Consider the following 25468-nt stretch of genomic DNA (forward strand, 5'->3'; position numbering starts at 1 on the left):
TTTGTAAACCTATTTTTAGTAAAATAGATGATTTTTGTGTGTTTGACTAAATTTCTACAGCAATTCTTGTCCAATTGTCCAATGCAATCAAAAAAGCCCCCTCACGGTTATGAGGAGACTTTTCGAATTAATCTTCATCTAGTTCTTGCAGTTTCTTTTGAAAAAAGATCGCGCGTCTCACACAAAGAAAAGCTGCTAATAAGAAAACACAATCAATTCCCATCATCAGCATTTTTGGAGATGCTTCGATGTGTTGGTTTGGTATGATCGTACCAATATATAAAAAGGTGCTGACAGCAAGCAAAATAAAAGCGTACTGCTTGTAATCTGTCACTAAACCACTCCACTTTTTCTTCACTTGAATCACCTTCCTGTTTCACATGTCTATTGATAGCTTAACATAGTAAAAGAAAGGTAGTGGCATGTAAATCTATCCATTCACTAGTGCGTTTAGTCCCTGCTTCATATCATTCAGTAAATCATCCACATCTTCAATCCCGACAGATATACGAATTAACCCATCAGTGATGCCAAGCTCCTCGCGACGGTCTTTTGGAATGGACGCATGAGTCATTCGAGCAGGAACAGAAATTAAGCTTTCAACCGCTCCAAGGCTTTCTGCGATCGTAAACAGCTTAAGCTGACTTAAAAACACATCGACATGTTCTTCTTTTCCAATATCAAAAGAGATCATGCCACCGTAGCCTGATGCTTGCGTTTTTGCAAGTTCATGTCCGGGATGAGCATCAAGACCTGGGTAATAAACACGTGTGACTGCTGGATGTTGTTCTAAAAACTCAGCGATTTTCTGTGCATTTTGCTGATGTGCTTCCATTCTTAGTCCAAGTGTTTTAATTCCTCTCATGAGAAGCCATGAATCCTGCGGTCCAAGAATTCCACCTGTAGAATTTTGAACAAAATGCAGTTCTTCTCCAAGCTCTTCCGTGGCTGTTACAACAAGCCCACCTACGACATCACTGTGACCGCCTAAATATTTAGTGGCACTATGCAGAACAATGTCCGCTCCATATTCAATCGGTCTTTGGAAATAAGGTGTGAAAAATGTATTATCAACAATCATTAAGATGTTAGCTTCTTTTGTCAATTGGCCGACTGCTTTGAGGTCAGTCATTTTGAGTAAAGGATTGGTTGGTGATTCAATGTAAACCGCTTTTGTTTCAGGTAAAATCGCCTTTTTTACTGCTTCAGGATCACTTGTGTCAACAAAGGTCGCTTGAATGCCAATACGATTGAGTACCTTTGTGATGACGCGGTACGTTCCGCCGTATACGTCATCTGTCAGGACAATATGATCTCCACTGTTAAACAGCATCATCACTGCCGTAATGGCAGCCATTCCTGAACCAAATGCATAGCCATTTGCTCCTCCTTCAAGGTCACGAATGACGGTTTCTAATGCCGTTCTTGTTGGGTTCGCTGTTCTTGAATATTCATATCCTGTATGTTCGCCTGCTTTCGGCTGCTTATAGGTGCTCACTTGGTATATAGGTACAGACACAGCGCCCGTTTTTTCATCACCAGTTGTTCCGCTGTGTATCATCATTGTTTTTCGTTTCATTTTATTTTCCTCCCTCATAAATGCCTTTACTTAAATAGCGTTCACTGCTGTCAGGAAAAATGGTGACGATGACTGTCCCAGGTGCGGCCTTCTTTGCTTCTTCTAAAGCGACAAATAACGCTGCACCCGAAGAACTCCCGATGAGAACGCCTTCTTTTTCAGCAGCTTCTTTCACCATGTGGAAAGCATCATCATCACTGACGGTATATATCTCATCGAATAAAGCAGATTCCATATAATCTGGGATAAATTCAAGGCCGATTCCTTCCGTTCTGTGCGGACCTGGATCTCCTCCATTTAAAATCGATCCTTCAGGTTCGACAACAACTGTTTTTAGCGCCGGATGCTGCTCTTTTAAATAGGTAGCACACCCTTGAAAAGTTCCGCCAGATCCCGCTCCTGCCACGAATACATCGATGTTTCCTTGCAAATCGGACCATAATTCTGGGCCGAGTGTTTTATAGTAAGTCAATGGATTTACTTGGTTTTTAAATTGTAAAACGCAATAGGCATTGTCAAGGCTTGCCTCTATTTCAAGGGCTCGATCAATCGCACCCTTCATGCCCTCTTTTCTTGGTGTATGAATAATCTCTGCACCGAGCGCCTTCATGAGCTGTTGTTTTTCTTGACTAAAATGTTCTGGTACACAAAAAATGGTACGCAATTGATGTTTTCTTGCACTGAGAGCAAGCCCAATGCCTGTGTTTCCAGCAGTTGCTTCTATGATGGTTCCGCCAGGGCGCAATTTGCCAGATGCCAATGCTTCTTTTATGAGCATATCACCTAAACGATCTTTAATACTACCACCCGGATTCATCATTTCAAGTTTTGCATATACCTCTACACCTTCCGGGATGCCGATTCCTGACAGTTTTAAAAGCGGTGTGCGGCCAATTAATTCTGTAATATCCTTTATGACAGCCATATGATTCCCTTCCTTTGTATGGAAAAGAAGGGGGAATCCCCTTCTTTTATTGAGTTTGCTTTATCATACGCAAGACAAGGTCAGTTGAGTGAATCGCTGCTTGCTCAAGAAACTGATCAAAGGAAACATTGGATTCTTTCCCTGCAATATCAGATAGCGCCCGAACGACAACAAATGGCGTTCCAAAGAGCTGGCAAACTTGTGCAACAGCTGCGGCTTCCATTTCCACCGCATATAGCTCTGGAAACTTCTCTCTCACAAACGCTACACGATCCGGATCATTCATAAATGAATCTCCTGTTGCAATCGTTCCTTTTGCCACTTGAATATGATCGATCTCTAAAGCCGATTCCTCTGCCAGCTTCACAAGCTTTTCGTCTGCAACAAAAGCAGCTGGCAACCCTGGTACTTGTCCGTATTCGTAATTAAAGATCGTGACATCTACATCATGATGTCTAACATCAGTAGAGATCACAATATCCCCTACATTTAATGTTTGGTGGAAACCGCCAGCTGATCCTGTATTAATCACATAATCTGGCTGAAAGCGGTCAAGCAAAAGTGTTGTGCTGACCGCTGCATTCACTTTTCCAATCCCTGATTTTAATAAAATCACTTCTTTATCTTCATAAACACCCGTTGTGAATTCACACCCAGCGATGTTTTCTTGTGTAGCATTCTTTAATTGATCTCTTAATATCGTCACTTCTTCTTCCATTGCACCTATGACAGCAATTTTCAAATCAAAAACATCCTTTCATTCCCTTTTCTTCGCTTCTACGATCCAAACAAAATCATTCATTTGATCAAAGGACGTACTAAAACCTTCTTCTTCAAAGATTTGCTTTAGCACATCGATGGATGGATAATATTCCGTTTCTAAATCTTCAGCAAGCTGATCAAACCCTGCCGCTTTCGCTTTCTTAATTTCAGCTTGATGTGCTGCTTGATTTTGAAACATTGTATCAGCAAAGACTATTTTACCATCTGAATGAAGGATGTTGCTATAGATGTGAATGGCTTGTTTTTTTTCTTCGTCCGTTAAATGGTGGAAAGCATATGAACTGACAATTGTATCCGGCTCAAAAGGCGGTGCTGGAAATGATAAAAAATCCCCATCATGAAACACATCTGGCATTCCCTTTTGAAGAGCCGCTTTCTTCATGGCGTCTGATGGTTCAACGCCAAATACGTTCTTATCAGCTGCGAGCAGTGCCGCTGTTAGATTCCCCGTGCCGCTTCCAAATTCAAGAACATGTTGACCTGCACGGTGAACAATTTCTTTTAAAATCACCGAATACCGGCGAAATACTTCTTCATACTGCTCATCATGACCACTTACCGTGTCGTCATAAGAGTCAGCCCAATGATCAAATAAAGAAAGAAACTCACGTCCCATTTTCTTTCCCTCCACTTTATCTATTTATTCCTATGCGTATAGTATGTTTTAATCCGTCGAACAGTTCCTATCCTACCACATCTTCAGTTTCTTTCCTACTAAAAAATACTGGGAGGGGTAGAAAAAGATTTGCTCTTTTAGAGGAGAGAGATTAAGATGAATGAAGAGTATGGAGAGGTGAATCAAATGGATTTTCAGTTGGATTTTCTAAAGGATAAAATTGAATTCTTTGAAGCATCGTCTTTAAAAGAACTTGAACAAAAGATCCAAAAACAAATTGAACATAATCAGGCCATTCTGCTGACCGTTCATTCTGTCAGTCATCAAACGACTGTGATTGATGACCGGATTTTGTATACAGCGGTTGTTCATTTTAAGGCGAATATCTAAAAAAAGATAGCATGACTGCTATCTTTTTTTCTTGTTTATTTTAATTTTTCAACCTTTACAGGTTTCCACCCTTTTTCATCTACCCATGTGATTTCCACGCGGTAGCGTTCACCTGTTGATTTGTCACGGATGGTTCCCTTTGCATCTTGAGGGCCTCCGTTATTTCCTAACCAAATAACGGTCATTTGATCTTCTGAAATTCCCGTCGCATAGGACATGGCTTTCATCATTTCTTTCCAGTCTTTTGAATTAGAATCATAGGTTGCTGTATGTGAACCGGATTGCTCTGTTCCTACAGGCTCCCAGTCATCGCTTTCGTATGTTTTGTCAACGTCACTCGTTTTGCCACCATCTGTTTCTTTGGCATCTTTTAACGCATCTTTATTAGGCTCTTTTTCATCATCTAATTTCTTCTTATCGTCGTCTTGATCAGATGAATCATCTTTTTTTGCATCTGAATCATCAGATGTGTCTTTCTTTTGATCTTTCACATCTTCATCTGATTTTTGTTTATTTTCACTTGTTGCAGGCGCCGTTTTAGAAGGTGGATCCGCTACATCTGTGTCTTTCGGTTTATTAAAAATTAATAAACTCGTTGCGACAACCAAAATAAGCACCACAACGATACCAATTAATATGTTAAGCACCATATTCGCCTTTCTGCGCTTATCACGATGTTCAAATCGAGAATTTCTACTCAAAATCTCTGCACTCCTTTGCCTCTGTTCCCTAAGTCGTTACTATTCTAACATGACATGAAGGGATGTTCTATGTCTGTTTCTTTTCAATTTCGTTGACCTTTTTTACAATATCATAAAACGCATCATTTGTCTTAGCCCGTCCACTTGCCTCATCAAGATGAACAACGACTAGAGCGTATTTTGGTTTTTCCACCGGAAAGTATCCAGCAAACCACTTATGATAAAGCGGATTCCCCTTTTGATCTTTACTACCGGTTTGGGCAGTCCCTGATTTCCCCGCCACATCGAACGGAAGGTCTTGAAACCTTCTTCCTGTTCCTTTGTCAGACGTCACCACCTGCCTTAAGTACTTTTGCAGCTTTTGAGCTGTATAGCGGTCTATACTGCCTCCTTCTGGTCGTTTGTTTTGAAAGGTTAACATCGTTGTTCCGTTTTGATACAACACTTTTTCAGCGATTTTCACTTCTTTTCGTTCCCCGCCTCTTGCAATCGAAGCCATCATATTGGCCATTTGTAAAGGAGTCGTTTTGACATTTTTTTGCCCGATTGCGGTTTGGGCAATGGCTTTTTTGACATGCTTGTCTCTTTTATCTCCCCACACATTGCCAGTTTCTTCACGATCAAACTGTTTGAAATGCTTCTTATGATAAACATCCCCTTCCCAACCAGCTCGATCTATGAGTCCAAGCTTTGCAGCCGTCTTTTCGATGATTTGATCATCAGTTTGGATCAGTTTGCCAGCAAGTGTTGCAAAGGTATAATTACAGCTCTGCGAAAAGCTCTCAGACAGATTCAGCACTTCCTGCGTTCCTTCTGGCTCTCCATATAAATTCTTTCGACAGTCATACATCGTTTGTGGCTGGTCGAGGTTTTTTTCGATTGCTGCGGCAAGTACAGCAGTTTTAAAGACAGAGCCTGGTGCCATGGCAGTCAGCATGTAATTTCTTGCTTCATGCCGGTTTTTGCTTGTGATGTTTGGCGTACTAGCCATTGCCAGCACACTGCTGCTTTCAATGTCGAGCAGAACGGCCCCGCCTTTTTCGACGCCTTGTTCTTTCAGTACCTTCTCCATTTCAGCTTGCATGTTTTCATCAATTGTTGTTTGAACTTGAAGAGGATAAAATGAATGAGCCTCTGCTGTATATTTGACGTCCATCCCAAACAAAGGGTTTCCCCTTCCGTCCACATGATATAACAATTTTGTGTCTTGCTCGGGTAATAGAAATTCGTCAAAGGTACTTTCCAGCCCAAAAGTACCGATTTCTGTACGGATGGACAGCTCTTTTTTGTCAGGATAACGCTTTCTGAGCAATTCTGGATTCTCACTCGTAAAGCCTAATGTGTGGAGGGCAAGTCTTTTTTTGTCCTTCTCTTTCATATATACGCCGTACACACCTGAATATTTCATATCATTAATATCTTTCAGCTTTTTTTTCGTGATGTCATCTTTGAGAATGAGAGGTTTTTTGTTTTCTGTCAGCTGTTTTTTGAGTTCATCTTCATCCATCTCAAGAATAGAGGCAGTTTGTTTTAAATGAGGAAGATCGTATTGCAAGAAAGGAAATAAGATCACCGCAGGCTGTTCTTTTGTGAGAAGCGCCTCGCTGTTTCGATCTAAAAATTCACCGCGGCCATCTGAAATGACCACTTCTTCTGTACGCTGTTTGACACTTTCTTGTATTAAGTTGATATCAAGCTTTGAAAAAGATTCTGTGAAAAATAGTTGAATTTCTGCCAGTCTGATGAGAAGACCGATCAGCAGCATAAAAATAATAGCACCTGTCCACCCTATTCTACGTTTTTTTAGCATAAAAACACCTCGTCCCTATTGTGGACGAGGTGTTTATCGTATAAACGTGATTATGAAATTTTTACAATTTGGACGAACATTTCTCCGCCTGGTGTTTGAACGGTTACTTTGTCGTCTACTTGTTTGCCTAACAGGCTTTTTGCAATTGGTGAATCGTTTGAAATCTTTCCTTCAAACGGATCAGCTTCTGCACTTCCAACGATGGTGTAAGACTCTTCTTCTCCGTCTGGTAATTCAACGAAAGTGACTGTTTTACCAAGTGAGACAATATTTGAGTTTCCTTCATCTTCGATAATTTTGGCATTGCGAATCATATTATCAAGCGTAGTGATACGCCCTTCTACAAACGCTTGCTCTTCTTTAGCAGAATCATATTCCGAGTTCTCAGAGAGGTCTCCAAAGCTTCTCGCAATTTTAATACGCTCTACAACCTCTTTACGTTTAACCGTTTTCAAATATTCAAGCTCTTCTTCTAACTTAAGTTTTCCTTCTTCTGTCATTGGAAATACTTTCTCTTGTGCCATGAATCATTCACTCCTTCTATTAATCCTCATCATACATACTTTCTGCACGTGAGTGACGACTGAAATATACAAGAATGAGGACTTTTTCAGGCCCTCATTCCTTCTGTCCCATATTTGTAAAAGTCCATCTTACATGGCGTCCCTTTTAGATGCAACTATTATGCCTTTTTTTCAGACAGAACCATTATCAGTGGTCCAAAGATGATCTATCTCCATCGCACAAACTGTGGAAAGGCACAGGAAGCTCCTGTACCTCGTTCGCCATTTCGATCATATGTAGAAGAATAGCTTATCCATTCTCCATCTTCCAATACATAATATGGTCAGTGTACGATATGTCTATGCTATATTATTACAAAATTGCATTTTGATCAAGAATTGTTTGAAAATTTGTGATGATTTGTTTGTCGTTTTTTTAATATACTTTTACAAAAACGAAACCACCTCAATATTCAGCTTGAAAACGGCATTTTTCTACATCTATTTCACATCATTGTTTTCCTATCATACCAAATCTTTCATTCAAAGTGTTACTACTTAACATATTTAAGCAGCTTCTTCTTTTAGAAACATGAGAAATATTAGTATTTATTCTCTTTATTGTGATGTTGAAAAGACCTTTACATTGTAAAGGCCTTTTTCTTCTTCACCATTTACTCTGCTCGGCTTTGAAGAATGGTTTGAATTTTTGTCACCATGAGGTCAATCGCCACATGGTTTTGGCCGCCTTCTGGGATGATGATATCGGCGTATCGCTTTGTCGCTTCAATGAATTGATTATGCATCGGTCTGACAACAGATACATACTGTTCAATCACAGAGTCGATTGAACGGCCTCTTTCTTTCGTATCGCGTAAAATGCGGCGAATGATGCGCAGATCTGCATCTGTATCGACATACAGTTTAATATCCATTAAGTCTCTTAGGCGTTCGTCTTCTAATGCAAAGATGCCTTCAACGATGATTACGTCCTTTGGTTCAACATGGACAGTTTCTTCTGAACGTGTGTTGAGCTTGAAATCATATATTGGTTTTTCAATGGATTCGTACCTTAAGAGCTGTTCCAAATGCTCAAACATCAGGTCATTGTCGAATGCGAGCGGATGATCATAGTTCGTAAGCAGACGCTCTTCAAATGGCATATGACTTTGATTTTTGTAATATAAATCTTGCTGTAGCATGAGGATGGAATGTCCTTTAAATTTTTCATAGATTGAATTGGTGACGCTCGTTTTACCTGAACCCGAGCCGCCAGCAATTCCAATGACCACTGGTTTACTCCTCATGTGCCTGTTATTTCCCCTTTCTCATCATGTTGCTAGGGTATACTTTTTGATCGAGCTTGAATTTGACGATTTGAAGCGGATGACGAGCGGCATCTAGTTCATTTCCTTTTTCATCCCAAATCGTCTCAATTTTGCACGTGAAATTCTCAATTTCTGGCCCGAAAAATTCAACTTCGTCACCAGCTTTAAAGAAGTTACGCTGCTGCAATGTGACAATTTGTTCTTTTTCATCATAATGAAGAACGAGACCTGCAAAATCAAAAGTCGTTTTCTTCCCATGAATGCCAAACATTTGCTCATCCGTTCCTGGTACACCTTCGAAAAAGGCTGGTGCTGTGTCACGGTTTGCACATTTATCTAATTCATCTAACCATTCCTGCTCAATGACAAAATTGTCTGGGTCCGCACAATAGGCGTCGATGACTTTGCGATACACACTCACGACCGTTGCCACATAATGAATGGATTTCATACGCCCTTCGATTTTCAAGCTGTCAATTCCCATTTCAATCATTTGAGGAATGGATTCGATCAGTTTTAAATCTTTTGGACTCATCGCAAATGGTGCGTCTTCCTCTTCAAATAATGGCGCTTCCTCAGAACCTTCTAGTTTATAAAGATCATAATCCCAGCGGCAAGACTGGCAGCAGCCACCGCGGTTAGAATCTCTTGCCGTCATATGGTTACTGAGCACGCAGCGGCCAGAGTAAGCAATACACATCGCACCGTGAATGAACGTTTCAATTTCAATATCGACCTTTTCTTTCATTTCTCTAATTTCTAGCGCACTAGTCTCGCGAGCCAGCACCACTCGCTCAAGCCCTTCTTCTTTCCAAAACTGAACAGCTTTCCAGTTCGAAAGAGATTGCTGTGTGCTTAAATGGACTTCAAGTTTCGGTGCGACACGTTTACACGTTTCAATGATCAGCGGATCAGCCACGATAATGCCTGCTACTCCAGCACCTTCAATCCCTTGAAGGTATTCCTCCAGCCCGTCCATGTTTTCGTTGTGGGCAAAGATATTCGTTGTCACATAGATTCGTGCACCGTATTTATTTGCAAATACGACACCTTCAGCCATTTCTTCAATTGAAAAGTTATCGGCATTTGAACGAAGTCCAAATTCTTTTCCGCCTATAAAGACGGCGTCTGCTCCGTAATGTACAGCAATTTTCAGTTTTTCCAAGTTTCCTGCTGGTGCAAGCAGTTCTGGTTTTTTTGTAATGACACGTTTTCCGTCAATCATTTCAGAAATACCATCTTTCAATAGTGCCATTTCCTCTGCCTCCTCTTATATTAATAAACCGTTTCTTTAAAGAAGAACCCTGTATCAATCGAACGATTCACTGGCTGAATCTCTTCAATCCGCTTCACCCAGTCCTCTTTCTGATCTTCATACGCGTCTTTGTCAGTTGCTAATAAATCAATTGCTTTTCTATATAGAGACGTCACTTCTGTCATATAAGAAAGTGACTTTAAAATTCCGTCAATTTTAAATGAGTCAATGCCTGCATCAATAAATTCTTCTAATTCGTCAATCATACACACATCATTTGGACTCATAATATGAGTACCGTTTGCATCCTCGAAAATAGGATATTTGTTTTGACGCTCCTGGTCATGAAGGAATAGCCCTTCCTCCATATGTCTGCCTTCGACGTCCATTTGTTTGCCCTGATATTCAAAGTAGTTGCCAATAAGCGTACGTTTTGATTGGAACATACATGTCATGCCATGGACTTGAATTTCGATTTCCACCTCGGCATTTTCTTTGATGTCGATGACACTGTCCATGTTCAGTTCTTTCGCAAGAACAGCACGCGTTGCGCCTTTTCTGCCCCAGTAGTTACAAGTGTAATAGTTTGTCCCAGTCGTTTCTGTACTCCAATGGAGATTCAGGCTTACCCCTGTTTCTTTAGCGGCCATGATCACAGCTGGGTCTCCAAAGACGACGCCATCTACGTTTAATGCATCGAGAAAGGTTAAGTAATCTCCAAGCAGTTGGACACGATCATTATGAAAAATTGCATTCATCGCCACATACACTTTTTTGTCATGCTTATGTGCAAGCTCAACCGTCTGTTTCACATCTTCTCTTGAAAACTCACCTGCAAGACGAATACCGTATGTTTGTTCGCCTATTAAGAATGCATCAGCTCCCGCCTCGATTAATGGCAGTACATCTGACACCGTGCTTGGCGTCACAAGCAATTCTGGTTTTTTCATGATTGGTCACCTCTTTTTGTACTAATGGCGATCCCGTCTCCAACTGGAATAATGCACGTTTGGAAATCAGGGTTTGACATCAGCCATTGATTATATCGATCAATTTTTCCAATTAATTGTTTTTTTCTTTTATCTTCTATTTCTTCTTCATAGTTTGTTGCCACTAAACCTTTAAATAATACGTTGTCTGTAATAATCATTCCGTCATGAGCAAGCATCGGTTCAAACAGCTCAAAAAAACGTTTGTACTGCCCTTTTGCGGCATCAATAAAGATCACATCATAGGGCGCCATTGTTTGGACTGTTTTAGCCGATTCCACGGCATCACCAAAGAACACGTGTATTCTTTCTTTTAACTTTAATTCCTCAATGTTCCGTGTCGCTTCTTCATAGCGTTTTGCGTTTCGCTCAATCGTAAAAATTTCAGCATCTGGTAGAGCTGTCGCCATTCGAATGGCGGAGTAGCCTATCGCTGTCCCAACCTCAAGAATTTTCTTCGGCTTTTTCATCGACAGCAGCTGCAGTAAAAGTTCAATGCTCACCTTTTCCATAATTGGTACATGATGCTCTTTTGCATATGCCTCTAATTGAGCGATTGCATCAGGACTTGGGTGAATTAAACGTTCAATATAATCATTAATTTGATCATCTTCGATAGTCATTATTTGTCTAGCTCCTTCATGACCTGAAAAAGAAGAGTCCTGCCTGTTGCAGCTCTCTTTCTCGTCAATCTTTCGTTCATCTAAGTAAAACAACCCGATATATTTTACCATAAAGAAGTGGTAATTGCGAACCTATAAAATGGATAATCCAACGAAAAAAACTGCAGGCAATCTTGTATTGTCTACAGTCTTTTTCGATTCACATGTACATTAATTGCTGCCTGTGATGTATTTGGCTTTCGCTTTGTTGTGCTCATTTAACGTTTTTGTAAAGACGACTTCTCCGTTTTTCTTCGCAAGGAAGTACACATAATCCGTTTTATCTGGATGCAGTGCGGCTTTCCAGGAAGATTCGCCAGCGTTTGCAATAGGTCCAGGCGGCAGTCCCTTGTTGTTATACGTATTATAAGGAGATTTCACCTTAAGGTCTTTGTAATAAACTCGGGATTTATGCTCACCTAGTGCATAAAGAACAGTTGGATCGGTTTGAAGCGGCATGTCCTTTTTCAACCGGTTATAAAAAACACTGGAGATTTTTGCGCGATCTGTCTTTTCTGTTGCTTCCATTTCAATCAGTGATGCCATCGTTAACATATCATGTATGGACATGTTTCTCTTTTTCATGTCTTTTTCATACGTTTTCACGTATTGATCGGTTTGTTTAATCATCGTTTCAATGATTGTTTCGAGTGATTCATCCTCACGATAAAATGGATACGTCGCAGGGAATAAATAACCTTCTAACGGATGTTTCACCTGTTTGTCATTTACTTGTGATGTCACCGTTTTCGGATATTTTTTCATTAATGTTTTGATAAACACAGGATCATCCAGCTTCGCTTCCACTTCTTTTGCTGAAAAATTCGTCTGGTTTGCAATTACTGCCGCAATATCAGACAGCTGTTTTCCTTCTGGAATCACAAGCTGAAAGGCGTAGTCTGTCCCTCCAGATGTCAGCTTTTGAATGAGCGTGTCTGCGTCCATCGTTTGTTTCAAATGAAAGTATCCCGCTTTAAAGCCGGACGCATTTTTGTATTTTGCATAATACGTGAAAATCGTGTCATTCGAAATGAGCCCATTTTCTTTTAAAATGCCCGCAATCTCACGGACAGATGTCCCATTAGGAATATGAATATTAATCGTTTGTTTGCTTTTTTGATCGACCGGTCCAAGTGCTGATTTAACATATAAAAAGCCTGATAATGCTGCAATGATGATGACAGCAAGAACAGATAACAGGACGATCCCCATTTTCCTTTTGAAAAATGGTCGTTTCTTTTGTTCTGAAAACATGCATGGCCCTCCTCACATCTAGCTTTTATAGTACATGATTCGACGGAGTTCGGCAATTACTTGCTCATACATGTCATGACAAAACTTGACATAATACGGCTAAACCAACGCCGCCACCACTCCCAATTGCGGCCATGACATAGCTTCCATTCGGTAAGGTGCGCGCTTCGTAAAACAGTCTCACCATCATCGCAGTCCCTGATGCGCTATATGGATGACCAAGACAAAGTGCACCTCCTCTCTTATTGATCCTGTCATAAGGAATATCTAGCGTACGAGCAATCAGCGCTATTTTCAGAGCGAAAGCTTCATTGATTTCAAATAGTGCGACATCCTCTGCCTTGATTTTCTCTTGATCTAGAAGTTTCTTCATCGCATCAATCGGCGCGGCAGCTGGAAAGTTGGGATGCATCGCCGTCACAGCACTTCCGGCATATCGCAGCATTGGCTGAAACCCATTTGCCTCTGCCAGCGATCTTTCCATCACAACGACTGCGGCTGCACCATCTGCTTCTTTGCAGCTATTGGCGGCAGTTACTGATCCTTTTCCGGGTGAAAATACAGGCTTTGCCCGCTGGATCAGCTTTGCCATTGGTCTTATTTTCGCGGCCGCTTCATCTATACTCAGTCCGTCAATCGAAATGATTTCTTCAAAATATGTACCACGTTTGATTGCGTTTATACTTCTTTCCCAGCTTAATTGCGCATAGTCATCTTGTTCTTTCCTTGTCACAAAAAATCTAGAAGCGGTCAGCTCTGCTGCTTCTCCCATAGCCGGATCTCCTATCCATTCCGGTGAAAAGCGGGCTCTTTCTTTCATTGGTGATCTCGAAATGCTCTCAGTCCCGCCAGCGATATACATTGAACCTTCGCCTGATTGAACCATGGCGCAAGCTGTTCGGATGGCTTCTAGACCTGAAGCACACTGCCTATCTACCGTCATACCGGGTACCCCTAAAGAAAGCCCTGCTTCTAATGAAGACAGACGGGCCATATTCCCGCCGCCTCCTACAACATTTCCTAATATAATATCGTCTGGCGTCATCCCTTTAGACAAATACCGAATAAGAGGCGCGGCTAATTGCTCTGGACGATAATCCTTCAGCATCCCATTTTTATCACCGAAGGGTGTCCGTTTTGCTTGTACAATTACTGCTTGCATGACAATTGTTCCTCTGCCCACTGTTTCATACTGGCACGTGCTATTTTCCCTCCGGATGTTTCAATGATTTGATCAATGACTAGCCATTTTTTAGGTACCTTGTAAGCTGCCAGTTTTTCTTTGACAGCTTGCCGAACTGTCTTTGAGTGCTGCCTTTGTTCAATAATGGCAACAGGTATTTCACCCCAATATGGGTCAGGAACGCCAACTACAACCGATCGCTTCACCTCTGGCTGTTCATTTAGCACACGCTCAATTTCCTCAGGAAAAATATTCAGTCCTCCATAGACGATCATGCCATTTTCACGGCCACTCATATATAAATAGCCGTCTTCATCTAGCCAACCCATATCATAAACTGTCAGCCACTCCTCCGGCGGTTTCACTTCATGTAAATACCCTGCAAAAGACATCGGGCTCTTCACATAAATTCTTCCTGTCTCATTTGGCTGGCAGACAGTTTGATCAGCTCGCCTCACTTCAATTTGAATGGGAGGGAATGGACGTCCGACAGAAGAAGGCTTTTGCAGAAAGTCATTTGAAGATAAATAGGAAACAAAGCTTAACTCTGATGTGCCGTAAAAATCAAAAAAAGTCACATGAGAATCGTTCTTCACAAGTTGTTTCTTTGAAGGAATGCCCCAATCTGCTCCAGATGATATGACAAGAAGCGAATGATCTCTCTCAAAAGCGTCTATTTCCAGCAACGATTCTGTCATTGTCGGAACAGTATACATCACAGTCATATCTCCTGTCTGTAAGGCTTTCTTTGCTTTCACTGGTGTGAATTTTTCTAACAACGTCACTGTGCCGCCAAAGTATAATGTACTGATGGCACCATATAAAAAGTGAGAGGATAAGAGTGTACCTGCTATCAAAACATGATCTTGATGAGTGATTCCAAATGTATAGGCTGTCGTTCGAAAGCTTTCAATCCATGACTGCTGACGTCTGATAAAGGCTTTGGGTGAACCCATTGATCCTGACGTAAATCCCATATAAAAGATAGGGTCATTTTCGATGTCACATTTGTTAGATGGAACTTGTGTGTTACGGCTCATGTTTTCCTTCCATTCAGATAAAGAAAGAACCTGCATGTCTACGCTGTACTTGTCGAATCTATTTAAATATCGGTCCTCGATAATGACGAGAGCTGCCTCACTTAACAAAAGCTTTTTAACACATTCCTCACGGCTCCATCTCGGATCAAGCGGGACTGCTGTCCACCCTGCAGAAGCAGCGCCAGCAAATATTTGAAGAAAAGAAGCACTATTCGATAATAAAAAAGCGACTCTTTTTTGTTCATGAGCCGTTTGTTGTAACCATTGCGCTGATAGCCGGACACGCTCATACCAATCTTTGTAAGTGATTCGTTCTTCTCCATCAATGATGGCGATATGATCTGGGTTCATTTCTGCATGTAATGTATAACTTTCCGTTATTCTTCTCAAACTGCACGCCTCCCTTTATTCACATCTCTTTTTCGATATGACATAGCCGCAATGATTTTCACCGTGAGAACGGCACATATGCCTGCCTTGATGAGATCACCTGGAATATAAATCAGACTAAGAAGAGCTGCCTGAGTGACCTTGATATTCATGATCATCGCTTGAAAAGGAATGCCGCATAGATACAAAATTCCGATACTGCATATCGTAAAGATCACAAAAAGACGCAAGGTGGTCACTTTTTGTAGTCGGTTGATCCACAAACTAATCGTGAAGGCAGCCGCTGGATAAGCAAGTAAAAATCCACCGCTTGGTCCAAAAAAGACCCCTATTCCGCCTCTGCCACCTGACAAAAGAGGTGCGCCTGCTGCTACAACCAAGAGAAACAGAAGTAAACTGATCAGTGCTTGTTTTGGCTTTAATAGCCCACCAGCAAGCAAAAGACCTGCCGTTTGCAATGTGATGGGAACAGGTGTAAACGTAAGTAAAATCGGCGGGATCAACCCTAACATCCCAATAACCGCAGTCATTAACGCCATTTGCATCATATCTTGAATTCTCAATTTCCATACCCCTCACTCAATTCATTGTTAAAAATAGAGTAAAAGGTACAGTTTTATATGTCAACATTAAATAAAATAAAGTTAACATAATAACCATAAAAAAAGACCTGTGAAGAAAGATCACTAAGATCCGCTCACAGGCCTTTTATTCGTTCTATTCTTCGTCTTCTTCTTCTTGATCCAAGAACGTATTTAACGTTTCTTCAATCATGTCCCACTCTTCATCCGTTTCAATAGGCTCTAGCTCGCCATCTTCACCGTTTTCGTTTGGTGTGAAGCTTGATGCATGAATTTCAATTTCTTCATTGTCTTGCTCAGAAATTGGGTAGTAAAGAACATATGATTTGTTAAAATGGTCGCTTTCAAAAGTAAAAAGTACTTCGCAAAGCTGTTCATTTCCATTATCATCAACGATTGTAATTTGCTTTTCTCCGTGTTCCATTTTGATTCACCTCATTTTAATTTAAGCTGTCTAAGTACCCTTGCAGGATCATAACAGCCGCCATTTTATCAATGACTTTTTTACGCTTTTGTCTGCTCACATCTGCAGAGATGAGCATTTTTTCCGCTGCCATTGTCGACAGACGCTCGTCCCAAAGCACAACAGGAACATTGTACGTGTTTTCTAACACTTTCGCAAATGATTGGCTGGCTTCGCCTCTAGGACCGACCGTACCGTTCATATTTTTTGGAAAACCAAGTACAATTTTATCCGTTCCATATTGCGAGACGATCTCAGACAGGCGGCTGAGACCGAAGTCTCCGCCTGCTTCATCAATTTTAATTGTTTCAATCCCTTGCGCTGTCCAGCCCATTTCATCACTGATCGCAACACCAAGGGTTTTCGTGCCTAAATCTAAGCCTAAAATTCTCATGTTTTACGCCTCTTTATGTGTCTCTAAGTACGATTTAACCAATTCCTCAATTAATTCGTCTCGTTCTAGTTTACGAATTAGGTTGCGAGCATCCTGATGTCTTGGAATATAAGCAGGGTCGCCTGACAGCAAGTATCCGACAATTTGATTGATCGGGTTGTATCCTTTTTCTTGGAGTGCGTCATATACTGTAATGAGCACTTCATTCACATTGGTTTCAGCTGAATCATCAGAGAAGTTAAACTTCATTGTCTTATCAAATGAACTCACTGCTTCTTGCACCTCTCTTCCAACATTCTACTAGCAAGCTTTTTTCTAAACGCTCATCTAATACCATTATTCTACACTACATCGCCTGATTATAAAACGGATTTGACAGATTCTTCGACAGTTACCAGTGCTTCTTCTAGCTTTTCTGGTTGTTTTCCGCCTGCTTGTGCCATGTCTGGGCGTCCGCCTCCGCCTCCGCCGCAGATTTCAGCTGCCTGTTTCACAAGTTTCCCTGCATGCAGACCTTTTTCGATGACGTCTTTTGTCACTCCTGCTGAAATGTTTACTTTTCCGTTTTGAACGGCTCCGAGCACAATGACAGCTGAGCCTAATTTAGCTTTTAAATCATCAACCATTGTTCTTAAATGGTTCATGTCTTTCGCGTTTACTTTTTCAGTTAACACTTTCACTCCGCCGATTTCTTTCACTTTATCTAAAATAGAGCCTGCTTCAGCCTGGCTTAATTTTGCAAGAAGAGATTCGTTTTCTCTTTGAACTTCTTTTAAATCTGCCTGCAATGAAGCGATACGTTTTGGTACATCCTTCGTATTTGACTTCAGCTCACTCGCTGCCTGCTCTAAAATCGCCAGTTGGTCATTTAATTCTTCGTATGCCCCTTTACCAGTTACCGCTTCAATCCGGCGTGTTCCAGCACCAATACCCGATTCAGATGCAATTTTAAACAACCCGATTTCCGCAGTATTTTGCACGTGACAGCCGCCGCATAGTTCGATGCTGTAATCGCCTACTTGGACAACTCGGACAATATCGCCATACTTCTCGCCAAAGAGCGCCATAGCACCCATTTCTTTTGCTTCAGCAATCGGCTTCAGGTCAATAGCAACAGAGATGCCTTCCCAGATCTTTTCGTTCACGATTTTTTCGATTTGAGACAATTCTTCTTTTGTCACTTGTCCAAAGTGAGAGAAATCAAAGCGAAGTCTGTTTTCATTCACCAATGACCCTGCTTGGTTCACGTGGCTGCCTAATACATCTTTCAGCGCCTGATGCAGAAGGTGTGTCGCTGTATGGTTTTTCACAACGCCTTTTCGAAGAGCTGATTCCACTTCAGCAGTGACCTCGAGACCTTTTTTAGCCGTACCGCTTACGACGACTCCTTCATGGACATGCTGACCGTTTGGCGCTTTTTTCACATCTTTGATCTCAATGATGGCTTCTGCACTTTTTAGTGTCCCTTTGTCCGCTACTTGTCCGCCGCTTTCCGCATAGAAAGGTGTTTCATCTAACAAGATTTGCACCGTGTCTCCTTCATGTGCTTCCGAGACAATTTCACCATTTTGAAGCAATTCAATAATGCGAGAATCCGCAGTTAAATTTTCGTAGCCAACAAAGGTACTTTCCACTTTAATATCGCCTAATGCGCCGCCTTGAACCTGCATACTGCCGACATCTTGTCTCGCATTTCTTGCCCGTTCACGCTGCTTCTCCATTTCCGCTTGGAAGCCTTCTCGATCCACTGTCATGTGCTCATCTTCTGCGTATTCTTCTGTGAGCTCGACAGGGAATCCATACGTGTCATACAGCTTAAATACATCTTCACCTGAAATCTGTGTGCTGCCTTTGTCTCTTTCTTTTTTGATGACTTCTGACAAAATGGCTAACCCTTCGTTCAGCGTTTCATGGAAACGTTCTTCTTCATTCTTGATGACTTTTGCAATAAATTCTTCTTTCGCTTGTACATCTGGATAGAAATCCTTCATGATTTCCGCCACAACTGGAACTAGATCAAACATAAACGGGCGATGGATGTGAATGGTTTTTGCATAACGCACAGCACGGCGAAGCAAACGTCTTAACACGTACCCACGGCCTTCATTGGAAGGAAGCGCTCCATCACTTACAGCAAAGGCAACCGTCCGGATGTGGTCAGCAATGACTTTAAATGCTGTATCCTTTTCCTTTGTCTCGCCATAGCTTTCTCCAGAAATGGTCTCAACCGCACGAATAATTGGCATGAATAGATCTGTATCGAAGTTCGTAGGCACGTTTTGAATGACAGATACCATTCGTTCAAGACCCATCCCTGTATCAATGTTTTTCTTCGGCAGTGGCGTGTATGACCCATCTGGATTGTGGTTAAATTCTGAGAACACTAGGTTCCACACTTCTAGATAACGCTCATTTTCTCCGCCAGGATATAATTCTGGATCGTTCATATCGTGACCGTATGATTCACCGCGGTCATAGAAAATTTCTGTATTCGGTCCACTTGGGCCCTCTCCAATATCCCAGAAGTTCCCTTCAAGGCGAATAATACGTTCTTCAGGTACACCAATTTTATCTCTCCATAGAATATACGCTTCTTCGTCCTCTGGATGGACAGTGACAGATAACAAATTCGGGTCAAAGCCAATCCACTCGTCACTTGTGAGAAATTCCCACGCCCATTCGATCGCTTCTTCTTTAAAATAATCACCAATAGAGAAGTTTCCAAGCATTTCAAAGAACGTATGATGACGTGCTGTTTTCCCTACGTTTTCAATATCATTTGTACGAATTGATTTTTGTGCGTTGCAAATACGCGGATTGTCAGGAACGACTCGGCCATCAAAGTATTTCTTTAATGTTGCCACCCCGCTGTTGATCCACAAAAGTGTCGGATCATCATGCGGCACGAGTGATGCACTCGGTTCTACAGCATGTCCTTTTTCTTTAAAAAAGTCTAAAAACATTTGGCGTACTTGAGCTGAAGTTAAAGTTTTCATTCAAAAAATCCTCCCTTTTCATTCATCAATCTCCACACAAACGAAAAAACACCCCGCCCTATGCAAGCACAAAACGACTTACACAGGGACGAGATGTTCTCGCGGTACCACCCTGATTATAGACAAATTCGTCTATCACCTTCACATCCGATAACGCCGGAAGAGAGCGGCAGTGTTTATCTGCACTCGGGACTAGCTTCCGTTAAAGGTCTGATAAGGCTTTTCTCAGCATAATAAAGCCTCTCTCTTAAGCAGCTTTTTAACGTACTCGGGTCCGTCATTGAATTCAGTATGTAGTATGAATCGAAATTATTATAGACAACTCGGCTCCTCTTGTCAATGAACGCCTCGCCTCATAATGATAAATTGCACAATGATCACTCTGATGATAGCGGCAGTTGGTACGGCTAAAATCATGCCGATTAAACCAAATAACTCTCCACCAGCAAGCAAAACAAGCATAATGACGACAGGATGCATATGAAGACTTCTCCCTACGATAATCGGGCTTAGGACGTTGCTTTCTAAAAATTGCAGTACGGCGACTGTAATCAGCACAATAATAACTGATTTCACCGAGATGGTAAACGCAATAAAGACAGCAGGAATCGCGCCAATAATCGGCCCAAAATACGGAATGACATTCGTTGCGCCAATTAGCATACCAAGGACAAGCGGGTACGGGATATGAAACAGCCAGAGCACAATGGCGGCTGCACCCCCAATGAATGAACAGACAAGTAGCTGCCCTCTAATATAATTACCAAGTGATTCATCAACTGCCTTTACAAACGCATGCCCCCTCTTCCGAAATGAGGGCGGCGTCAAATACCATGCAGCCCGCTTCATCGTATTCATATCCTTCACCATATAAAAAACAAGAAAAGGGATGAGCGCTGCAACTAGTGCATAATCAAGTAACACTTTACAGCTAAGAATCATCCGCTCCGCACCGTTAGCTGCAAATGTCTCCGATTGAACAATTAAGCGATCCAAGCGGTCGTGAAGTCCGTCAGGCCAATGGCTTGTATGTTGATGAATATGTGATAAAGCGCCATTATACGTTTCTGCAAGCACAGGAATTTGTTCTGACAGCTCATTTAGCTGCTTGATCATGACAGGCGCCCCTTTATAAACCGCAAGCCCAATCCCGCCAAAAAACAGGACATAAATCAATAAGAGACTCACAGTCCTCGGTAAGCCCCCTGCGTGCAATCTTTCCACTATCGGATAAAGCAGATAAGAAATAAAAATAGCAATGAGCAGCGGAATGAGAACCGCCTTTAACAACAAAAAAATAGGCATCCATAACTCGTCGAGCTGCAATAAAATGAGCAAGGATGCAAGGACAAGCAGGACCCCTGCGGCATATATCAGAAATTGGATCGGGCGTTTCTTCACCTTTTTCACCTCTTTTCTTATTGTTTAACCATCTTCTGCAATTATCCATGTAAATAAAATTTGTCCTAACTTTGTTAAAAATGAATACACATGAAACATACAGTACCATCCAAAGTTACTAAAATGTCTCCACTGAATACCACCATGTACAAGAGGAGGTTCTTCATGATCACATTCGAAAAAGTCAATAAACATTATGGCCAGTTCCATGTACTGAAAGACATTAACCTACATATTCAAAAAGGTGAGGTCGTCGTGATCATTGGTCCTTCAGGATCAGGTAAAAGCACGATGCTCAGATGCATCAATCGTCTTGAAAGCATTGATGAGGGTAAGGTGCTTGTCAACGAAGTGCCCGTTCAGCATCCGAAAACCAATATCAATCTTGTCAGGCAAAATATCGGGATGGTATTTCAACATTTCCACCTCTATCCGCATAAGACGGTGCTTGAAAACATTATGCTTGCACCAATGAAGGTGAAAAAGGTGAGCAAAGAAGAAGCGAGGGAAACAGCCGAATTTTATTTACATAAAGTCGGTATTCCTGATAAAGCTAACGCCTACCCTTCAAGACTCTCAGGCGGACAGCAGCAGCGTGTTGCCATTGCTAGAGGGCTTGCGATGAAACCAGAGGTCATGCTGTTCGACGAACCGACATCAGCTCTTGACCCAGAGATGATTGGAGAGGTACTAGATGTGATGAAGCAGCTCGCCCGAGAAGGAATGACCATGGTTGTCGTCACACATGAGATGGGATTTGCCAGAGAAGTCGCAGACCGTATTGTCTTTATTGATGAAGGCAGAATTCTTGAAGAGTCAACACCGGCTGCATTTTATGAGAAACCGCGTGAGAAACGCGCTCAGCTTTTTTTAAGCCGTATTTTAAATCACTAGGGGGAATGATTTGATGAAAAAAATGAAACGCTTTGGCCTACTACTCTTTATGACTTGCTGTATTGCTGCATTGGCTGCTTGCGGATCTGCTGAAAAAGGCTCGACTGATACAAAACAAGGAAGCTCTTTAGAAACCATTCAGAAAGACAAAAAAATCATATTCGGAGTTAAGAATGATACACGTCTCTTCGGTCTAAAAAATCCAAGCAGCGGAGATATTGAAGGGTTTGATATCGATATTGCAAAAGCCATTGCAAAGGAAATACTCGGTGATGAAGGAAAAGCAGAATTCAAAGAAGTGACATCAAAAACGAGAATTCCTTTACTGCAAAAAGGAGATATTCATGCAATCGTCGCAACCATGACGATTACGGAAGAGCGTAAAAAAGAAGTCAATTTCTCGGATGTTTACTTTGAAGCAGGACAATCACTGCTTGTGAAAAAAGGAAGCGACATTCAATCCATTGATGATTTGAAGAAAGGGACGAAAGTGCTCGCAGTGAAAGGATCTACTTCTTCTCAAAATATCCGGGAAAAAGCACCTGAGGCGTCTGTATTAGAATTTGAGAACTATCAGGAGGCTTTTACAGCTTTAAAATCAAATCAAGGGCAAGTGCTGACAACTGATAATGCGATCTTATTTGGTATGGCAGATGAGGATTCAAATTACGAAGTCGTCGGCGGTACCTTTACAGATGAGCCTTATGGCATTGCTGTCAAGAAAGGCGATAAGGAATTAACTACGGCCATTAATAAAGCCTTAAAGACATTAAAAGACAATGGGGAGTATGACAAGATTCATCAAAAATGGATCAAAGAATAATCGTTTGTTTAGAAGTAATTCTCTCGGGGTGAGCCGCTCATTGGCTCCCCTATTGATCAGGAAGGAAGTGAACTGATTGCTGCGGTTTTCCATTCTCACTGAAAACTTCAATCTTTATGTAGAAGGCTTTAAATATACCATTGGTGCAAGTGTCATTGCTTTGATTGGAAGCTTTTTGATCGGTACACTCATTGCCATTATGAGAATTGCGCCACTCAGGCCGCTCAACTGGTTAGGGACGGCTTACGTGGAATTTATTCGGAATATTCCGTTATTATTGATTACATTTGTCTTCTTCTTTGGATTACCCGTGCTGGGTATTGTAGCAGATGGCTTCACCGCTGGCACAATTGCCCTTGCCATTTATACGTCAGCCTTTATTGCTGAAGCCATTCGCGCAGGGATACAAGCTGTACCGCTTGGACAAATGGAAGCCGCCCGTGCTTCAGGTCTATCCTATGGTGGGACGATGAGGTATATCATACTGCCGCAAGCGATTAAAATTGTCATTCCTCCTCTTGGGAATCAATTTATTAACCTTGTTAAAAACTCCTCTATTTTAGGTGTCATCGCAGGGTTTGATCTCATGTATCAAGGAGACCTCATCGCTTCTAGAACTTTTGTGACATTTGATGTCTACATTTTTGTTGCCATGTTCTATCTGATATTAACGATTCCGCTCAGTTTAGGCGTTGGTTATTTAGAAAAAAGATTAGCAAGAAGCCACTAGAAAGGAGGACATATCATGGATTTTCTAGGTGCCTACCAGCCTGATCATCTCACCTTTTTACTTGAAGGATTTGCTGTCACCTTAAAAGTGGCTTTTATCTCCATCATTTTGAGCTTTCTCATTGGATTAGTCATTGGCACATTGCGGTTCGCTCAAATTCCAGTTTTATCAAAGATACTTGCAGTCGTCGTTGAAACCATTCGAAACTTGCCGCTCTTATTGATCATCTTCTTCACATATTTTGCATTGCCCGAAATCGGTATTAAGCTGAGCATTACAGCCTCGGCTATAGCAGCTTTAACCGTATTTGAATCAGCAATGCTGTCAGAAATTATTCGAAGCGGTTTAAAATCAATTGATAAGGGGCAAATCGAAGCAGCTAGGTCCTCTGGCTTAACCTATATCCAAACGTTAAAAATGATTATTATGCCGCAGGCTTTACGCCGAATGGTGCCGCCAATTGTCAGTCAATTCATCTCTCTTTTAAAAGATACGTCACTAGCTGTTGTCATTGCACTTCCAGAACTATTGCATCACGCTCAAATATTAAACGGTCAGAGCCAATCTTACTTACTGCCCATTTTCCTATTAGCGGCGATGATGTATTTTGTCGTCAATTTCAGCTTATCATTACTCGCACGCCGATTAGAATATAGGCAGACATAAAAAAAGACATCCGCTCTTAGCGGATGCCTCAGCGTGTAGACAAACCCTCGCATTCGGTGTCAAGTCTGCGCTCCGGTGCTCACGAATGTCAAATTCGCTCCGCGCCAGTGCTCGCCCTTCCTAGACTTCAAAGGTTTTCTATCACGCTGATAAGAAGACAAAGGGCTAAAATAAAGATCATTTTAGCCCTTTGTCAACAATCTGGGACATCCGCTCTTAGCGGATGCCTTTTTTTACATCATTCTCATTACACGTTTTCTTAGCTTTTTCATATCCCGCTTTGATGGCATATCATATCGGCTTGCAAAGTGATATGCGAGTGCACCTGCACCAAGCGTTAATAGTGAAGAAGTCATTTTGCCCATTCGAAATTCCCCCTTAACACTTATAGTTGAATTGAACGTTCATCATCACTAAACAGATCATCTAAGCTGCTTAGTGTTCCGTCTTCTTCCACTTGGTGTGTAGATATTTTGCCTTTTGTCAGTGTCAATTCAATAAAACAGCCCCAGCAATAATATTGATTGACCCCAATTTTTCCGATGTCTTTACATTTGCAATTTGGGCAAATGAGCATAATCAGCACCTCTTTACGTTCGGTTTAGAACAAGTGCTTCCTTTTGAACATTGATCAAGGTTCCGGCAGCCTGAAGCTGTTTTCGAATCCCTGATAGCTCTGTAAAGAAGCCGTCCGAGAGTTCATATGCTACGATTGTGCCCGAATTTGTGCAAAAGTATACATCTTCCAAAATGCCTAAATTTTCACCGTCTGGCGACTGCATCATTTTCTTTTTTAATTTCGAAAATAAGAGGGATGGGGCGGAGGAATCCATGCCTACTCCCTCTAGGCAGCTCACATATAAGCCTTTGTCTGTCAGCTGATCCCCAGCCGAGAATGGAATGAAGGCACAGTCTTTCTTTTTCCCATCTAATACATATCCTCCGCAGCTGCCCCCGGCTAATAAACAAATATCTTTTATGGAACCAAGTGAATGAGACGTTTCACCAGTATAGATTGACATTCCTTCAAGCTCTCGACATGTTCTCAAAATGTGCTCAACCACCTTTTGCGGAACAGTCTTATCGTGTGCGTTTGCTTCAAGACTCATACG

Annotated in this window: 29 protein-coding genes and 1 other annotated feature; of the genes, 5 read left to right on the forward strand and 24 right to left on the reverse strand. The window is 41.6% G+C overall.

Annotated features, from left to right (window positions below):
• Positions 1-127 precede the first annotated feature (127 nt).
• The 5 genes from MHI35_RS12050 to MHI35_RS12070 all read right to left on the reverse strand — a co-directional run bounded on the left by MHI35_RS12050 (position 128) and on the right by MHI35_RS12070 (position 3903).
• Positions 128-358: a YrhC family protein gene (locus tag MHI35_RS12050; protein ID WP_041815772.1), complete on the reverse strand. Its 231-nt coding sequence runs from the start codon at positions 356-358 to the stop codon at positions 128-130.
• A gap of 72 nt (positions 359-430) precedes the next feature.
• Positions 431-1579, reverse strand: coding sequence for a bifunctional cystathionine gamma-lyase/homocysteine desulfhydrase (locus MHI35_RS12055; RefSeq protein WP_144469262.1), 1149 nt, complete (start codon positions 1577-1579; stop codon positions 431-433).
• 1 nt (position 1580) lies between these two features.
• Positions 1581-2504 carry a PLP-dependent cysteine synthase family protein gene (locus MHI35_RS12060; RefSeq protein ID WP_335349016.1) on the reverse strand — a complete coding sequence of 308 codons (924 nt, stop codon included), beginning with the start codon at positions 2502-2504 and terminating at the stop codon, positions 1581-1583.
• 46 nt (positions 2505-2550) lie between these two features.
• On the reverse strand, positions 2551-3246 hold the full coding sequence (gene mtnN / locus MHI35_RS12065) for a 5'-methylthioadenosine/S-adenosylhomocysteine nucleosidase (protein ID WP_335349015.1): 696 nt from the start codon (positions 3244-3246) through the stop codon (positions 2551-2553).
• 15 nt (positions 3247-3261) lie between these two features.
• Positions 3262-3903: a class I SAM-dependent DNA methyltransferase gene (locus MHI35_RS12070; RefSeq protein WP_211062971.1), complete on the reverse strand. Its 642-nt coding sequence runs from the start codon at positions 3901-3903 to the stop codon at positions 3262-3264.
• 186 nt (positions 3904-4089) lie between these two features.
• On the opposite strand from MHI35_RS12070, the gene MHI35_RS12075 reads away from it, so the two are divergent.
• Positions 4090-4293: a YrzA family protein gene (locus MHI35_RS12075; RefSeq protein ID WP_034620637.1), complete on the forward strand. Its 204-nt coding sequence runs from the start codon at positions 4090-4092 to the stop codon at positions 4291-4293.
• Between the two features lie 35 nt (positions 4294-4328).
• Here MHI35_RS12075 and MHI35_RS12080 read toward each other — a convergent pair whose 3' ends face one another.
• From MHI35_RS12080 to MHI35_RS12155, 16 genes are all read right to left on the reverse strand, one after another.
• Positions 4329-4994, reverse strand: a complete 666-nt coding sequence (locus MHI35_RS12080) for a YrrS family protein (RefSeq protein WP_144522182.1) — start codon at positions 4992-4994, stop codon at positions 4329-4331.
• 67 nt (positions 4995-5061) lie between these two features.
• Positions 5062-6804, reverse strand: coding sequence for a peptidoglycan D,D-transpeptidase FtsI family protein (locus MHI35_RS12085; protein ID WP_144522183.1), 1743 nt, complete (start codon positions 6802-6804; stop codon positions 5062-5064).
• Positions 6805-6854: 50 nt separating this feature from the next.
• The gene (gene greA, locus MHI35_RS12090; protein WP_012010706.1) at positions 6855-7328 is read right to left on the reverse strand and encodes a transcription elongation factor GreA; all 474 of its coding nucleotides are present in this window, start codon (positions 7326-7328) and stop codon (positions 6855-6857) included.
• A 653-nt stretch (positions 7329-7981) separates the two neighbouring features.
• On the reverse strand, positions 7982-8614 hold the full coding sequence (gene udk / locus MHI35_RS12095) for a uridine kinase (protein ID WP_335349014.1): 633 nt from the start codon (positions 8612-8614) through the stop codon (positions 7982-7984).
• Between the two features lie 7 nt (positions 8615-8621).
• Positions 8622-9890 carry a peptidase U32 family protein gene (locus tag MHI35_RS12100; protein ID WP_335349013.1) on the reverse strand — a complete coding sequence of 423 codons (1269 nt, stop codon included), beginning with the start codon at positions 9888-9890 and terminating at the stop codon, positions 8622-8624.
• 20 nt (positions 9891-9910) lie between these two features.
• Positions 9911-10840 (reverse strand): peptidase U32 family protein, encoded by a 930-nt coding sequence (locus MHI35_RS12105; protein WP_144520719.1) that lies wholly within the window; start codon positions 10838-10840, stop codon positions 9911-9913.
• Positions 10837-11502 carry an O-methyltransferase gene (locus MHI35_RS12110; RefSeq protein ID WP_144520721.1) on the reverse strand — a complete coding sequence of 222 codons (666 nt, stop codon included), beginning with the start codon at positions 11500-11502 and terminating at the stop codon, positions 10837-10839. The genes MHI35_RS12105 and MHI35_RS12110 overlap by 4 nt, the downstream gene beginning before the upstream one ends.
• A 210-nt stretch (positions 11503-11712) precedes the next feature.
• Positions 11713-12795, reverse strand: a complete 1083-nt coding sequence (mltG, locus tag MHI35_RS12115) for an endolytic transglycosylase MltG (RefSeq protein ID WP_335349012.1) — start codon at positions 12793-12795, stop codon at positions 11713-11715.
• Between the two features lie 73 nt (positions 12796-12868).
• The gene (locus MHI35_RS12120) at positions 12869-13957 is read right to left on the reverse strand and encodes an acetyl-CoA C-acyltransferase (RefSeq protein WP_144520725.1); all 1089 of its coding nucleotides are present in this window, start codon (positions 13955-13957) and stop codon (positions 12869-12871) included.
• On the reverse strand, positions 13945-15408 hold the full coding sequence (locus tag MHI35_RS12125) for an acyl-CoA synthetase (RefSeq protein WP_335349011.1): 1464 nt from the start codon (positions 15406-15408) through the stop codon (positions 13945-13947). Before MHI35_RS12125 ends, MHI35_RS12120 begins: the two co-directional genes overlap by 13 nt.
• Positions 15405-15971 carry a biotin transporter BioY gene (locus MHI35_RS12130; protein ID WP_335349010.1) on the reverse strand — a complete coding sequence of 189 codons (567 nt, stop codon included), beginning with the start codon at positions 15969-15971 and terminating at the stop codon, positions 15405-15407. Before MHI35_RS12130 ends, MHI35_RS12125 begins: the two co-directional genes overlap by 4 nt.
• A gap of 154 nt (positions 15972-16125) precedes the next feature.
• Complete coding sequence (locus tag MHI35_RS12135) at positions 16126-16413, reverse strand: DUF1292 domain-containing protein (RefSeq protein ID WP_012010715.1); 288 nt, start codon at positions 16411-16413, stop codon at positions 16126-16128.
• Between the two features lie 16 nt (positions 16414-16429).
• Positions 16430-16846, reverse strand: coding sequence for a Holliday junction resolvase RuvX (gene ruvX, locus MHI35_RS12140; RefSeq protein ID WP_003216519.1), 417 nt, complete (start codon positions 16844-16846; stop codon positions 16430-16432).
• Positions 16847-16849: 3 nt separating this feature from the next.
• Positions 16850-17116, reverse strand: a complete 267-nt coding sequence (locus MHI35_RS12145; RefSeq protein ID WP_024718370.1) for an IreB family regulatory phosphoprotein — start codon at positions 17114-17116, stop codon at positions 16850-16852.
• An 89-nt stretch (positions 17117-17205) separates the two neighbouring features.
• Positions 17206-19842, reverse strand: a complete 2637-nt coding sequence (gene alaS / locus MHI35_RS12150) for an alanine--tRNA ligase (protein WP_335349009.1) — start codon at positions 19840-19842, stop codon at positions 17206-17208.
• A gap of 81 nt (positions 19843-19923) precedes the next feature.
• Positions 19924-20132 (reverse strand) — a binding site (T-box leader).
• Between the two features lie 46 nt (positions 20133-20178).
• Positions 20179-21243: an AI-2E family transporter gene (locus tag MHI35_RS12155; protein WP_211062962.1), complete on the reverse strand. Its 1065-nt coding sequence runs from the start codon at positions 21241-21243 to the stop codon at positions 20179-20181.
• A gap of 165 nt (positions 21244-21408) precedes the next feature.
• On the opposite strand from MHI35_RS12155, the gene MHI35_RS12160 reads away from it, so the two are divergent.
• The 4 genes from MHI35_RS12160 to MHI35_RS12175 all read left to right on the forward strand — a co-directional run bounded on the left by MHI35_RS12160 (position 21409) and on the right by MHI35_RS12175 (position 24356).
• Positions 21409-22137 carry an amino acid ABC transporter ATP-binding protein gene (locus MHI35_RS12160; protein WP_211062961.1) on the forward strand — a complete coding sequence of 243 codons (729 nt, stop codon included), beginning with the start codon at positions 21409-21411 and terminating at the stop codon, positions 22135-22137.
• Positions 22138-22150: 13 nt separating this feature from the next.
• Entirely contained in the window at positions 22151-22960 is an 810-nt protein-coding gene (locus tag MHI35_RS12165) for a transporter substrate-binding domain-containing protein (protein WP_211062960.1), read from the forward strand.
• A gap of 76 nt (positions 22961-23036) precedes the next feature.
• Positions 23037-23690 (forward strand): amino acid ABC transporter permease, encoded by a 654-nt coding sequence (locus MHI35_RS12170; protein ID WP_119125178.1) that lies wholly within the window; start codon positions 23037-23039, stop codon positions 23688-23690.
• Positions 23691-23705: 15 nt separating this feature from the next.
• Complete coding sequence (locus tag MHI35_RS12175; RefSeq protein ID WP_211062959.1) at positions 23706-24356, forward strand: amino acid ABC transporter permease; 651 nt, start codon at positions 23706-23708, stop codon at positions 24354-24356.
• Between the two features lie 233 nt (positions 24357-24589).
• On the opposite strand, the gene MHI35_RS12180 is transcribed toward MHI35_RS12175, so the two are convergent.
• The 3 genes from MHI35_RS12180 to MHI35_RS12190 are packed head-to-tail and all read right to left on the reverse strand — an operon-like array spanning position 24590 to position 25405.
• Positions 24590-24721: a YrzQ family protein gene (locus MHI35_RS12180; protein ID WP_003216198.1), complete on the reverse strand. Its 132-nt coding sequence runs from the start codon at positions 24719-24721 to the stop codon at positions 24590-24592.
• 20 nt (positions 24722-24741) lie between these two features.
• Entirely contained in the window at positions 24742-24933 is a 192-nt protein-coding gene (locus tag MHI35_RS12185; RefSeq protein WP_211062958.1) for a hypothetical protein, read from the reverse strand.
• A 13-nt stretch (positions 24934-24946) separates the two neighbouring features.
• Entirely contained in the window at positions 24947-25405 is a 459-nt protein-coding gene (locus MHI35_RS12190; protein ID WP_249407355.1) for a PRC-barrel domain-containing protein, read from the reverse strand.
• Positions 25406-25468: the final 63 nt, after the last annotated feature.

The organism is Bacillus sp. FSL K6-3459 (genome assembly GCF_038003305.1).
Classification (GTDB): Bacteria; Bacillota; Bacilli; order Bacillales; family Bacillaceae; genus Bacillus; species Bacillus pumilus_O.